The 13,569-nt window shown below is 57.9% G+C and carries 10 protein-coding genes; 5 read left to right on the forward strand and 5 right to left on the reverse strand.

Translation table 11 applies throughout. From position 1 onward, the window contains the following. Positions 1–7 precede the first annotated feature (7 nt). Positions 8–1,063, reverse strand: coding sequence for an endonuclease/exonuclease/phosphatase family protein (locus BLU07_RS06015; RefSeq protein ID WP_197675070.1), 1,056 nt, complete (start codon positions 1,061–1,063; stop codon positions 8–10). A 99-nt stretch (positions 1,064–1,162) separates the two neighbouring features. Here BLU07_RS06015 and BLU07_RS06020 point away from each other — a divergent pair, with 99 nt between their 5' ends. Beyond that, the gene (locus tag BLU07_RS06020) at positions 1,163–2,581 is read left to right on the forward strand and encodes an AsmA family protein (protein WP_092385124.1); all 1,419 of its coding nucleotides are present in this window, start codon (positions 1,163–1,165) and stop codon (positions 2,579–2,581) included. Positions 2,582–2,658: 77 nt separating this feature from the next. On the opposite strand, the gene ppnP is transcribed toward BLU07_RS06020, so the two are convergent. The 4 genes from ppnP to BLU07_RS06040 all read right to left on the reverse strand — a co-directional run bounded on the left by ppnP (position 2,659) and on the right by BLU07_RS06040 (position 8,956). After that, positions 2,659–2,940: a pyrimidine/purine nucleoside phosphorylase gene (gene ppnP / locus BLU07_RS06025; RefSeq protein WP_092385126.1), complete on the reverse strand. Its 282-nt coding sequence runs from the start codon at positions 2,938–2,940 to the stop codon at positions 2,659–2,661. A 113-nt stretch (positions 2,941–3,053) separates the two neighbouring features. Further along, positions 3,054–5,000, reverse strand: coding sequence for a DUF389 domain-containing protein (locus BLU07_RS06030; RefSeq protein ID WP_157719095.1), 1,947 nt, complete (start codon positions 4,998–5,000; stop codon positions 3,054–3,056). Between the two features lie 70 nt (positions 5,001–5,070). Beyond that, complete coding sequence (locus tag BLU07_RS06035) at positions 5,071–7,938, reverse strand: bifunctional diguanylate cyclase/phosphodiesterase (protein WP_172830092.1); 2,868 nt, start codon at positions 7,936–7,938, stop codon at positions 5,071–5,073. 136 nt (positions 7,939–8,074) lie between these two features. Continuing rightward, a complete protein-coding gene (locus BLU07_RS06040; RefSeq protein ID WP_092385132.1) occupies positions 8,075–8,956 on the reverse strand; it encodes a LysR family transcriptional regulator in 882 nt (293 codons plus the stop codon). A 105-nt stretch (positions 8,957–9,061) separates the two neighbouring features. Here BLU07_RS06040 and leuC point away from each other — a divergent pair, with 105 nt between their 5' ends. From leuC to asd, 4 genes are all read left to right on the forward strand, one after another. After that, positions 9,062–10,495 carry a 3-isopropylmalate dehydratase large subunit gene (gene leuC, locus BLU07_RS06045; protein WP_092385134.1) on the forward strand — a complete coding sequence of 478 codons (1,434 nt, stop codon included), beginning with the start codon at positions 9,062–9,064 and terminating at the stop codon, positions 10,493–10,495. Beyond that, complete coding sequence (gene leuD, locus BLU07_RS06050; protein WP_092385136.1) at positions 10,492–11,139, forward strand: 3-isopropylmalate dehydratase small subunit; 648 nt, start codon at positions 10,492–10,494, stop codon at positions 11,137–11,139. Before leuC ends, leuD begins: the two co-directional genes overlap by 4 nt. Before the next feature lie 117 nt (positions 11,140–11,256). Continuing rightward, entirely contained in the window at positions 11,257–12,333 is a 1,077-nt protein-coding gene (gene leuB / locus BLU07_RS06055; RefSeq protein WP_092385138.1) for a 3-isopropylmalate dehydrogenase, read from the forward strand. A gap of 81 nt (positions 12,334–12,414) precedes the next feature. Then, positions 12,415–13,527 carry an aspartate-semialdehyde dehydrogenase gene (gene asd / locus BLU07_RS06060; protein WP_092385140.1) on the forward strand — a complete coding sequence of 371 codons (1,113 nt, stop codon included), beginning with the start codon at positions 12,415–12,417 and terminating at the stop codon, positions 13,525–13,527. Positions 13,528–13,569 lie beyond the last annotated feature (42 nt).

Consider the following 13,569-nt stretch of genomic DNA (forward strand, 5'->3'; position numbering starts at 1 on the left):
GCCTGGGTCACTGCTCCCGGCGTTTCCCCTCTTGCACCTGTTCGGTTGCGTGCTGGCGTTCGTCTGGATTGGCCGACGGTGCGTCATGCTCCGTTGCTCGGCTGGGCCGGTAACAGAGAGTCGCAATAATCGGGAAATGGTCAGAACCGAAATCCTTCAGCCGGTGCATCCTGCTCAACGTGAAGTGCTCGGTCGTAAATACATGATCCAGCGGCCAGCGTAAAAACCAGTAGTGGGCATGAAAACTGTTGAACATACCGCGCCCCCGGCGTGGATCCAGCATGCCGCTGATACGTCGGAACAGCCGGCTGGTGCGTGACCAGGCAACATCATTGAGGTCGCCAGCGACGATGGCCGGATAGTCGCCTTGATGGATTTTCTTGCCGATCAGCAAGAGTTCCGCATCGCGCCAGAGCGATTCTTCGCTCTCATTGGGCGCCGGTGGCCGGGGATGCAGGGCGTGAAGGTAGATGCATTCGCCGCAAGGCAGGCGTATCCAGGTATGAATCGAAGGGATATCATCCTGAATGAGAAAGCTCACCTGTGTTTCTTCCAGAGCCAGACGGGAATACAGGTGCATACCGTAGAGGTTGTCCTGTGGTACACAGACGCTGTGTGGCCAGTCACCCAAGGCTTCGTCCAGTTGCGCCTGCCACCAGGCATCTGATTCCAGGGTCAGCAGAATATCCGGTTGTTGGGCATGAACCTGCTCGATCAATGCATCGCTGTTGTGGTTGCTGGTCAGTACATTGGCCACCATGATGGTGATCTTGCGGTCTGCTTGACCTGTATCCGCGGTTTGCATCTGCACGGGCCAGAGTGCTGTCCAGGGCAGGATGCGGGCAACTTGTTTGATGATCACCAAACTGCAGATCAGCGGTATGAGCCATTGTCCGGGTGGGGGAGTGAGGAAAGCGCCCAGCAGGGCGACCGGAAGCGCCAGGCAGACAATCTGCAGGCGAGGGAACTCGCATACCCGTGCCCACCAGTCATGAATGGGCAGCCTGCCCAGAAGGGTGACGGCTGCAAGCATGACGGTCAGCAGGGCCAATAAAATGGTCACAGAAACATCTCCATGTCGTTTGGGAAGGTTCAGTCTGGCCTATAATGCGCCTGGCGAGGTATTTAGTCGGACGTTTTACGCGTCTGTTATGCTTTGACCATGAAAAAACTGATTGTTCTGGCAGGTATCCTACTTGTTGTCTTGCTGGCCGGCATTGGGCTGGCAATGTCTCTGGTCGACCGTGAAGCGATGACTGCGCAGCTGCAGGATGAGTTGGGCTCGGCACTGGGTCTTGAGATCGACTTCGCCAAGCCATTGCATGTCAGTGTCTGGCCGGCGCCGCAGATACAGGTCAACGACGTCTCTGTACACCAGCAAGATGAGCGGGTGGCCAGTGCGCGACAAGCGATAGTGCGCTTTGACTGGTGGCCCTTGTTGTGGGGTGACGTTCAGCCGCAAGCGGTATTGATCGATGGGCTTGAGCTGCGTATCGAGAGGATTGAACAGGGTGCCTTCAGTCCTGCGTGGACCGGAAGTCGTGAAGGAGACGAGACGCCATCGCTGCGATTGCCGCCCATCAGCCTGAGCGACGCCGATCTGCGTTATATCGATCAGCCCTCTGAGCGTCAGTGGTTGTTGCAGGGCTGTGACCTCGAGGTCGAGGAGCTGCAGCATTCCGGTGGCAGCCGGGACGAGTGGCTGGCCAGCCTGGCTGTGCAAGGCATGGCGCACTGCGAGCGGGTGGAAGAGGACCGTTTGCTGGTCACCGACGTGCGCCTTGAGGTGACCGGTCGTGCTGGCGAACTGGTGTTCGAGTCCCTCGAGGGCTCAGCTTTTGCTGGCGAGTTGAACGGGCGTCTTGATCTGGACCTGAATCACCAGCCTCTTCAGTACAGCCTGAACGCGGGACTGGATGATTTCTCGCTCAACGAATTCGTGACACTCATGCAGGATGGCCAGCAGGCGTCCGGGCGCATGACGCTATCCGTGGAGTTGACGGGTGAGGGGCGCGACTGGTTGCAGTGGCGGCAGTCGGCGCGCGGTGAGCTGCTTTTGCAGGCCGATGACGTGGTTTTGCACGGGGTCGATCTTGATGCGGAACTGGATGACTACATCGCCACTCAGCGCTTCAATCTGATTGATGTTGGCGCGGTCTTCCTGGCCGGCCCGGTGGGCTTGGCGGCCAGCCGTGGCTACTCGTTCACCGGGCTGTTGCAATCCAGCGGCGAGCGGACCCCGATTGATGCCATGGCCTCGGACTGGTCCATTGCCGATGGTCAGGCCAGGGCCAGAGACGTCGCGTTGCGCACCGAGAAAAGTCGCCTGGCGGTAACCGGCGCACTGGATTTCATTGACTACCGTTTTGCCGATTTGCGCGTGGCAGTCATCGATGTCGATGGCTGCGCCATTGTTGAGCAGCGTATCAATGGTAGTTTCGATGATCCCGACTTGTCACGCCCCAATGTGCTGGTTACCGCTATGGGGCCCATTCTGGATCTGATGGAGCGGGGCTTGCAGGCGCTGGATGCCGAAGCAGATTGTGAGGTTGTTTATTCCGGACGGATTGATCATCCGTAGTCAGGTATTGTGGCGTCAGCCCGTTGCGGCAGAGGTCAGGTGAGACCGGTCAGCATGCGACTGACCGGCACGTCAGCTCAGCGGTATTCGCAAAAATAGGCCGTGTCACGCGCAACCTTTACCTGAAAACGGCTATTGGCTGGCACGGTAAATGTCTCACCGTTGCAGAAACTCTGCCATTCATCACTGTCCGGCAGCTTGATGGTCAGGTTGCCGTCCACCACGTGCATGATTTCCAGTTGCTGGGTACCGAATTCGTAATCACCGGCGGCCATTACGCCAACCGTGGCGGTGCCTTCAGGTTGTTGCAATGCGATTGATGCGACCTTGCCGTCGAAATACTGGTTAACCTTGAACATGCTGCACTCCTGGGGTGGGTAATTGAAACGCGTGCTGGATTATGCCGAGGGAGCTGCAACAGGGCAATATGGAGCGTTTAAATCGGTTCCCCGGCTGCTGAAGGCGTCCCTTGTCAGTTACCGCCAATTCGCACCCGGGTATTGAGTTCGAGAGTGACGGGCCGGTCCCATTGATTTTCCAGGCGCGAGCGCAATGCGCGCAGATCGGCCATCAGAATGGGTTGCTCGGCTACCAGATCACCCTGTATCACCACACCGCGTCCCTGGCGTGACACCTGCGGCGCCTGCATGGTCATCAGTTTGCCGTGAACTTCCAGTGGCGCGTCGGTCAGGTCGCGCTCCAGTTGCCAGCGCTGGTTGATGTCGACAAAGGCGAAGGTCAGCGGAATGGCCACGGTCGCCAGCAAAACAGCAGAAATCGTCAGCCCACGTTTGGCCTTGATCAGCGGGGCAAAACCCAGAATCAGAAAGGTCAGCGCTGCGGCCAGGGCAATACCGACCAGGTTGGTGAGAAACAGCAGCATGGCCCCGGCAAAAACATCCCACTGCCACCAGCCAATCCCGATGCCGGCTACTGACAGCGGTGGCACCAGGGCGACGGCAATAGCGACGCCGGGCAAGCTTTTTATGACGCTTTCACGCGCATGGGCATAGCCGCCGGCAATACCCGAAGCAATCGCTACGCCCAGATCAAGCAGGTTCGGATGCAGGCGACCAGACATTTCCGGAGTAATGCGATTGATCGGAATAATCAGGGCCAGCAAGGCTGCGGTCAACAGGGCCAGACCCACTCCCAGGGCTATGGTCAGCGAGGACCTTTGCAGCAGCGCCCGGTCACCGCGCAACAGCGCCATGGAGAGGGAAATGATCGGCGACATCAAAGGCGCCAGTACCATGGCGCCGATAATCACGGCGGCACTGGACAAATACAGCCCAAGGCTGGCGACGATAACGCTGAGCACCATCAGGGCGATATAGTGGGGATGAGCCTGGGCATTCTCGCGCAACTGCAGGAACAGGTCCTTGAACTCATCTTCCAGGGCGCGGGTGAACAGGGGCAAGTGCGTCTGAATCATGTTCAGCCGGTCCTGGTTGACCGGAAGGCTGTCGATTTTCATCGTATCCTTGCCATTGCGCTGGCTCGGCTGGCTGACCTGCTGGATTTCACCGACATTGATGCGTACGGCTTCCGGATACAGGTGCAGCTCGATGCTCGCGGCTTCCCGGCGCCGGCCATCAACAAAGTACACCAGGGGCTTACTGGCATCGATGCGCAGATACTGGCTTTTGATATAGCTGACCGTCGGCGGCAGTCGTTTGACCTGCTGTTCGCCCCTGAACAGGCTGGCAAGCAGGAAAGACAGGTATTCCTTGACCGATTTCGGCGCTATCAGGATGGTTGAAACTTTCCCGTCCTGGGCGGAAAGGGTGGTGTTTATCAGCCGGGCAGCAGCGCTGTTGATGTCATTTTCGATCGCGACCATACCGGTAATGGCTGTGCGGATGGTGACATCCTTGCCGGTGGTCAGGGATACGGCAAAGGGTTTGATCGCCATCAGGTTGCGCAAACTGGTCCAGACCAGCGCCAGCCAGTAGATCAGGTGTTCATAGGCTGATGCCTGGCGGTTCTGATAGGTTTTGCTGCGCTGGTCAAGAAAGGGTGTTTCTCCCAGCATGACCATTCCCAGTACGACTTCATCGTTGCAGCGCGCAACGTCCAGAGCCGTACTTTGCTCGGCAAAGGCCAGTGCAATGGCATCCTCTGTTCTGGCCGGAATGCCGAACCATTTGTGCAAACGACTTTTCGCCTTGAGTGGAATGATCCCCAGCGAGAAGTTGAGCGTTTTTGCCTGATTGACGTACTCACTGAAGTCTTCCTCATCGCTCAGCACAATCACGTGCTGGGCATGGTCGAGACAACGGCCGGGTTCGGCAAGAAAGTCAGCGCTGGTGAATTCGTACAGCCTGATATTGGCCGCTTCGGCAAAACGGCGCACAGCTTCCAGATGTTGGGCTTGTTCGGCGGGGTACACCACCAGTGCCTGAGTATGCAGGGTCACAGTCATTTCCTTGGCAACAGACCCTCTATTCTGGCATGAATTACCAGCTTGCTGACAAGCGTCTGGTGCGTTATCGACCGACTTCAAGCAAACGCATGAAATCGTCTTCCGCAACTGCCGGGCTGTACAGGAAACCCTGGTAGGCATGACAGTTAAGCTTTACCAGGAAGTCGAGTTGCTCCTGCTGCTCCACGCCTTCGGCGATCAGCTTCAAGTGCAGGTTCAATCCAAGGGCAACAATGGTGCGAATGATTTCCGCATCGTTGGGGTCCTGGGTGCAGTCGCGGACAAAGGATTGGTCGATTTTCAGCGTATCCAGTGGCAGGCGCTTGAGATAGCTCAGGGACGAGTAGCCGGTGCCGAAGTCATCAATTGCAAAAGAAACCCCCAGAGCGCGCAATTGCTGCATTTTCGCAATGGTATCGTTGATGTCCTGAATGACAATGCTTTCGGTAATTTCCAGTACCAGGTAACTGGCCGGAATGGCGCTGTCGCGGATAGCCTGCTCAATCTGCTCGACAAAGTCCTGCTGGCGGAACTGGCGCGGGCTGATATTCACCGACAAACGGAAATTCTCCGTCAGCATATGGCCGTCCAACAGACGGCGAATGTGCTGACAGGCCTCGGTAACCACCCACTGACCAGCCGACAGGATCATGCCGCTTTCTTCCAGTACCGGAATAAAGCTGGCCGGGCTGATCATGCCGCGCTCCGGGTGTTGCCACCGAATCAATGCTTCAGCACCAACAATGCGGTGGTTGTCGGCCTGAATCTGGGGCTGATAATGCAGCTGGAATTGTCCCTGGGTAATGGCCTGGCGCAATTCGGATTCGATCGTCAGGCGTTCACTGGCCGCCAGTTGCATGGCCTGTTCAAAGAATGCGATGCCATTGCGACCACTCTCCTTGACCCGGTAAAGCGCGATATCCGCGCGTTTGAGCAGGTCTTCCGGATTGTCACCGTGTTCCGGCAACACCGCGATGCCTATGCTGACACTGAGTTCCAGGGCATGGCCTTCGATGTGCATGGGTTGCGCCAGCGCCTTGCGCAGCTTTTCGGCGGTGCCTCGGATATGCAGCAAACACTGGTCGTGATCGGCTTCCAGACCACTGAGCAAGACGACAAATTCGTCGCCACCCAGGCGCGCAACGGTGTCCTGTTTGCGCACAGTCGCCAGCAGGCGCTGGGTCACTGTTTGCAGTACCGCATCACCGCAGGAGTGGCCCAGCGAATCGTTGATGTTCTTGAAGTGGTCCAGATCGAAAAACATCAAGGCCCCGCGCAGATTGACGCGCTTGTACAGGCTGATGCTCTGCTTCAGACGGTCGGCCAGCAGGGTACGGTTGGGCAGGTCGGTCAGCGCATCATGGTAGGCCAGATGCTTGATTCGCGCTTCGATCAGCTTTTGCTCGGTAATATCACGGGCAGTAATCAGCATGCAGTTCTGGCCGTCCAGGAGTAAGGGTTGTACCGAAACAGATGCCAACAACTCCTGCCCGAACTTGCCCCTGGCACGCATTTCCCGATCGCGGACCTGACCTTTCTCGTTCAATTCGGCGACCATGTCCGCCCGCTGTTGATAATCGGCCCAGATACCCAGGTCCTGAGCGGTTTTGCCAATGACTTCGTCAGCGCTGTAGCCGGTCAGACCGGTGAAGCCTTCATTGACTTCGATATACCGGCCACTGTCACGCTCGGTCAGGCTGATCGAGTCCGGACTGGCTTTGAAAGCAAGGGCAAACTTCTGTTCTGAAGCGCGCAGGGCCCGTTCCGCCTTCTTGCGAGCAGACACATCCTTGAAACTGATCAGCAGGCAGGGCAGTCGATTAATGGTCAGCAAGGCCGTCGATAGCTCACAGGTCATATTGTGGCCCTGCCTGTGTTTCACAATCAGCTCGTGACCCTTCAGGTTCTGATCGCTCTTGGCGGCTTCGAGCAGCGCCCGGGTGCGTGCCTTGTCATGCCAGAGGCCGGCTTGCTCCGGCGTCTGACCGAGCACAGGTTCCGGCTGATAGCCCAGCTGTTCGGTAAAGCTGTGATTGATCTCGATAATGCTCAACGTGTCGCGATCAATCAGGCAGTAAGGTTCCGGCGCCCCTTGAAACAGGGTCGCAAACTTGAGTTCGCTCTCGATCAGGGCCTGCTCATTGCGCCGTCGGTCGGTAATGTCTTTCAGCGTCCCGACCATGCGCAAAGGGTTGCCATCGGTATCGCGGTGCAGGGTGGCTGTGGCTTCCAGCCAGCGAGTCTGACGGTTATGGCCGAGCTGGCGGTAATTAAGCCGGTAGCGCCGTTGTTCACCCCGGCAGATGGCAACAAAGGCACGACGCATCGCGGTACGGTCCTGCGGATGAATGCTGCGGGTGAAAAAACTCAGCGGCCCTTCCCAGGGGTAAGCATGGAAACCATGCATGAAAGCGGCACGGGCTGAACAGTGCAGGGTGCGGCTGTGCAAGTCCAGATCCCAGATACCCATCTGGCTGGCATTCAGCGCCATGTGCAGCCGTTCCTGACTTTTTTTCAGTTCGGCATCAAAGCGTTTTTGTTCGGTAATGTCGTAAGCCATGGACAATCGGCACAGCATGCCGTCCAGCTCGATATATTCCACCGAAACCAGACAAGTCTTCAACTGGCCGTCACGGCATAACAGTTCGGCTTCGAAGTGATCCATGCTGCCGTGCTGATGAAAATGCTCGAGCATTGATTCGCGCTGCCGCTTGCTGTGCCACAAGGGGAATTCGTGGCCGGTGTCGCGGCCCAGTGATTGTTGGCGGTCCCAGCCGAAGAGTTTCTGAAAGGCCGGGTTGATATCAATCACGCAGCCATTGGACGCATCCACCAGCATGCTGGCAACCGGCATGCGGAAGAAAAGGCGCCTGAACGCCGCATCCTTGTCGGAAGGGGCCATTGACGCTGGCAGGTTGTCTTGTTGCCCCATTATCGCTACCTCATGGAGGCTACTACGGGCTGGCACTACGACATCTTGTCTACTCAACATAGCCGTTGATATCAGGGGCGACAAGTGAATTGTCGGGCGTTACTGCGCGAATGGTGCAGCCCGGATTGGCAAAGCCTCAAGCACGGGTTTCACGCTCCTGTTGCAAAATATCAATAAAGGCCTGTGCAGCGTTGGACAATGTTCGCCCGGTGTGGCGGACATAGCCAAGCTCGCGTTGCAGGCTGGCCGCTTTGACTGGCAGGCTGCGGACCTGGTCATCCAGCATTGTGTTCGGTAGTACACTCCAGGCGAGGCCGATGGATACCAGCATTTTCAGGGTTTCCATGTAGTTGGTCGTCATGCTGATGCGAGGCGTCAGAGCATGCTGGGCAAACAGTTCGCTGACTATTCGGTGGGTTACCGTATGACTGTCCGGCAATACCGCCGGATGCTCGGCCAGTTGCGCCAGGGTGACGGTCGACTGATTGGCCAGTGGGTGGTCCGGGGCGACGACGACGGCCAGCGGGTCTTGCCAGATGCGTTCGCTGCGCATCGGCGGTTCGCTGTGTGGCGGCAGGGTGACAACGGCCAGTTCGATGGCTCCCTGCAAGACCTGCTCGTGAGCCACCTCGGAATCCAGAAAGCGGATATCCAGCGCCACGCCGGGAAACGCCTTGCTGAAGCGCCGCAGCACCTGTGGCAGACGGTGCAGGCCTATATGGTGGCTGGTGGCAATGCTCAGCTGGCCTTGCACCCGGCTGGACAGGTTGCCAAGGGCGCGGCGGGTGTCGTGGAGCAGGTTGAGCAGGTGCTCGGCGCGGGGTTTCAATGCTCGGCCGGCTTCGGTCAGCGCAATATGTCGGCCAATGCGATCGAATAACAGGCAGTCCAGTTGCTGTTCCAGTGCAGCAATACGTTTGCTGACGGCCGGTTGCGTCAGGTGCAACTGTTCGGCTGCCCGGGAGAAAGAGCCCGTATGCACTACGGCGAGGAAGGCCTGCAGGTTCGCGGTGTCCATATTCATTCCAATTGGTTATGCGATGAATGAATATTATGAATTTGTTTTATCAATTGCCAGTAGATATGCTCATTGCACTTGAATAGCCCTTGCAGGAGTTGACGCATGTCCGGCAAAACCCTTTATGACAAGTTGTGGGATAACCACCTGGTCAAACAGCGCGATGATGGTTCTGCGCTTATCTACATTGATCGTCACCTGTTGCACGAAGTGACCTCGCCGCAGGCCTTCGAAGGGCTGCGCCTGGCTGGTCGGCAACCCTGGCGGATCGATGCCAATCTGGCCACCCCGGATCATAACGTGCCGACGACCAACCGTAGTGCAGGTGTTGAAGGCATTGAAGATCTGGTGTCCAAGTTGCAGGTGGTTACCCTGGATGACAATTGCCGTGATTTCGGCATTCTGGAATTCCAGATGACCGACCGCCGGCAGGGGATCGTGCATGTGGTGGGTCCGGAGCAGGGCGCCACCTTGCCGGGCATGACTGTGGTCTGTGGTGACTCGCATACGGCAACTCATGGCGCCTTTGCCGCGCTGGCACATGGTATCGGTACCTCGGAAGTCGAGCATGTACTGGCGACCCAGTGCCTGGTGGCCAAAAAGATGAAGAACATGCTGGTGCAGGTGGATGGTCAGCTCGGTTTTGGCGTCACCGCCAAGGATATTGTGCTGGCCGTCATCGGCAAGATCGGCACGGCGGGCGGTAACGGCCATGCCATCGAGTTTGCTGGTTCGGCGATTCGCGATCTGTCGATCGAAGGGCGCATGACCATCTGCAACATGGCGATTGAAGCCGGCGCCCGGGTTGGTCTGGTCGCCTGTGACGAGAAAACCATCGCCTATGTGAAAGATCGCCCCTATGCGCCCAAGGGTGTTGACTGGGAGCAGGCCGTGAGTGCCTGGCAGGATCTGCAGTCCGATGCCGACGCACAGTTTGATACCGTGGTTGAGCTGGACGCCGCGTCGATCAAGCCGCAGGTGTCCTGGGGCACGTCGCCGGAAATGGTCGTAGCCGTGGATGCCTCGGTGCCTGATCCGGCTGCGGAAACCGATGCGGTCAAGCGCAGTGGCTATCAGCGCGCATTGCAGTACATGGGGCTGGAAGCCAATCAACCGATTACTTCGATCAAGCTGGATCGCGTCTTTATCGGTTCCTGCACCAACTCGCGGATTGAAGACTTGCGCGCCGCAGCTGCCGTTGCCAAGGGTCGCTCGGTTGCGCCCAGCGTCAAACAGGCGATGGTGGTGCCCGGTTCCGGCCTGGTCAAGGAACAGGCCGAGCGAGAGGGCCTGGACGCTATCTTCAAGGCTGCAGGTTTCGAGTGGCGTGATCCGGGGTGTTCCATGTGTCTGGCGATGAACCCGGACCGCCTGCAGTCCGGTGAGCACTGCGCCTCGACCTCGAACCGCAATTTCGAGGGTCGCCAGGGCAATGGCGGGCGTACCCACCTGGTCAGCCCGGCGATGGCGGCCGCAGCAGCGATTGCCGGTCACTTTGTCGATGTTCGCGAGATGCTCAATCAGGAGGCCCACGCATGAAGCCATTTACCCAGCATACCGGTTTGGCGGCACCACTTGATCGTGCCAATGTGGATACTGATCTGATTATCCCCAAGCAGTTTCTCAAGTCGATCAAGCGCACCGGTTTCGGGCAGAACCTGTTTGACGAGCTGCGTTATCTGGACGAGGGTCTGCCTGGCCAGGATTGCTCGACACGACCGCTGAACCCGGATTTCGTGCTCAATCAGCCCCGTTATCAGGGTGCCAGTGTCTTGCTCGCGCGCAAGAATTTCGGCTGCGGTTCCAGCCGTGAGCACGCGCCATGGGCGCTGGAAGAGTACGGCTTTCGCAGCGTGATTGCACCGAGCTTTGCTGATATTTTCTTCAACAATAGCTTCAAGAATGGCTTGTTACCTATTGTTTTGACTGAAGAAGAAGTTGATGATTTGTTCCGGCAGGCTGAAGCGGAAGAGGGCTATCAATTGACCATTGATCTGCCGGCGCAGACGGTCACCCGTCCGGATGGCAAGGCGTACAGCTTCGAAGTCGATGCCTTCCGCAAGCATTGCCTGTTGAACGGTCTGGATGACATCGGCCTGACGCTGGAAGACGCTGACGCTATCCGCAGCTTCGAAGAAACCCACCGCCAGAAGCAGCCCTGGCTGTTCGGCGCGATCAAATAATTCGACGCCTGCGGCGTCAGGCTGAACGCCAAAGGCTAGAGGCTTGAAGGTCGAGATCTTCCAGCCTTCGGCTTTCGGCCTTCAGCCATTTCACCTGGTTTTGGAGTAACGCAGAGAATGAAAAACATACTTATCCTCCCCGGCGATGGTATCGGTCCGGAAATCGTTGCCGAGGCGGTCAAGGTGCTGGAACTGGCGAATGACAAGTTTGCCCTCGATGTGCAGCTGAGCCACGATGAGCTGGGCGGTGCTGCCTATGACAAGTATGGCGTGCCGCTGGCTGACGAAACCCTCGACCGTGCCCGTGCCGCAGATGCCATTTTGCTCGGCGCTGTGGGCGGTCCCAAGTGGGACACCATTGATCCGGCCCTGCGGCCTGAGCGTGGCCTGTTGAAAATCCGCTCCGAGCTGGGCCTGTTTGGCAACTTGCGCCCGGCCTTGCTGTATCCGCAGCTGGCGGAGTCTTCCACGTTGAAGCCGGAGGTGGTCTCGGGGCTGGATATTCTGATCGTGCGCGAGCTTACCGGTGGTATCTATTTCGGCCAGCCACGTGAGCGGCTGGTGAAAGACGGCGAGCGCATGGCCTATGACACCCTGCCGTACAGTGAAAGTGAAGTGCGCCGTATCGCCAAAGTCGGTTTTGACATGGCCATGGTGCGCAACAGGAAACTGTGTTCGGTCGATAAGGCCAATGTGTTGGCGTCCAGCCAGCTCTGGCGTGAAGTGGTTGAAGAGGTCGCGCGCGACTATCCCGAGGTGGAACTGTCACACATGTATGTCGACAACGCCGCCATGCAGCTGGTGCGTGCGCCAAAACAGTTTGACGTGATAGTGACGGACAACATGTTTGGTGACATTTTGTCCGATCAGGCGTCCATGCTCACAGGGTCAATCGGTATGTTGCCCTCAGCGTCACTGGATGCCAATAACAAGGGCATGTATGAGCCGTGCCACGGCAGCGCGCCGGATATCGCCGGGCAGGGCATTGCCAACCCGCTGGCGACCATTCTGTCGGTTTCCATGCTGCTCCGTTACAGCTTCAATGAGGTCAAGGCAGCCGATGCGATTGAGCAGGCAGTCAGCCAGGTATTGGACCAGGGCCTGCGTACCGGCGACATCATGGCCGCAGGCTGCCGCAAGGTCAGTACCGCAGAAATGGGTGCGGCCGTGGTAGCGGCGCTGAAAAACCTGTAGTCTGTACTGCTATTTTGCGACGCCCGACTATATGTTGGGCGTTGCTGTCTTTGAATCTGTTCACCCTATGGGGTTGTTGTCATGAAAAAAGTAGGTTTGGTTGGCTGGCGTGGCATGGTCGGTTCAGTGCTGATGCAGCGCATGCGTGAAGAAAATGACTTTGCTGCCATTGAGCCGGTATTTTTCACCACCTCCAATGTGGGCGGTCAGGGCCCCGACGTCGGTAAAGACACGCCGCCGCTGCAGGATGCTTTTGATCTGGAGGCGCTCAAGCCGCTGGACGTTATCATTACCTGCCAGGGCGGTGAGTATACTCAGGCTGTTTACGGCAAGCTGCGTGAAGCGGGCTGGAAAGGCTACTGGATTGACGCTGCATCGAGCTTGCGCATGGAAGATGATGCCCTGATCGTGCTGGACCCGGTCAATCGCCGCAATATTGACCAGGCCCTGCGTGATGGCATCAAGACCTACGTGGGCGGCAACTGCACTGTCAGTCTGATGCTCATGGGCCTGGGCGGCCTGTTCGAGCAGGGGCTGGTCGAGTGGGCCAGTGCCATGACCTATCAGGCTGCCAGTGGGGCTGGCGCGCAGAATATGCGTGAGCTGATCAACCAGATGGGCGCCATTCAGCAGTCGGTAGCGCCTGAGTTGGCTGATCCTTCCAGTGCCATTCTCGAGCTGGACCGCAAAGTCGTCGAGGCCATGCGCAGCGACAGCTTCCCGGTCGATCAATTCGGCGTGCCCCTGGCTGGCAGTCTGATCCCCTGGATCGACAAGCAGCTGAGCAACGGCCAGAGCCGTGAAGAGTGGAAAGCCCAGGCCGAAACCAACAAGATTATTGGTCGTAGCGGCCGGCCTATCCCGGTTGACGGTATCTGCGTACGCATTGGTGCCATGCGTTGTCACAGTCAGGCATTGACCATCAAGCTGAACAAGGATGTGCCGATCGCTGACATCGAAGCCATGCTGGATGAGCACAATGCCTGGTCGAAAGTGGTGCCCAACGAGAAAGACGTCACTCTGACCGATCTGACTCCCACGGCAGTGACCGGTACCCTGACTGTTCCGGTCGGGCGCTTGCGCAAGCTGAATATGGGCTCGCAATACCTGTCGGCCTTTACTGTGGGTGACCAGCTGTTGTGGGGCGCAGCCGAGCCGCTGCGCCGCATGCTGCGTATTCTGCAGGAAAGTTGAGTGGTTCGACGGCATGCCCCGTGACGGCATGACCAAAGGGCA

Origin of the sequence: Halopseudomonas salegens (assembly GCF_900105655.1) — a bacterium.
Lineage (GTDB): Bacteria > Pseudomonadota > Gammaproteobacteria > Pseudomonadales > Pseudomonadaceae > Halopseudomonas > Halopseudomonas salegens.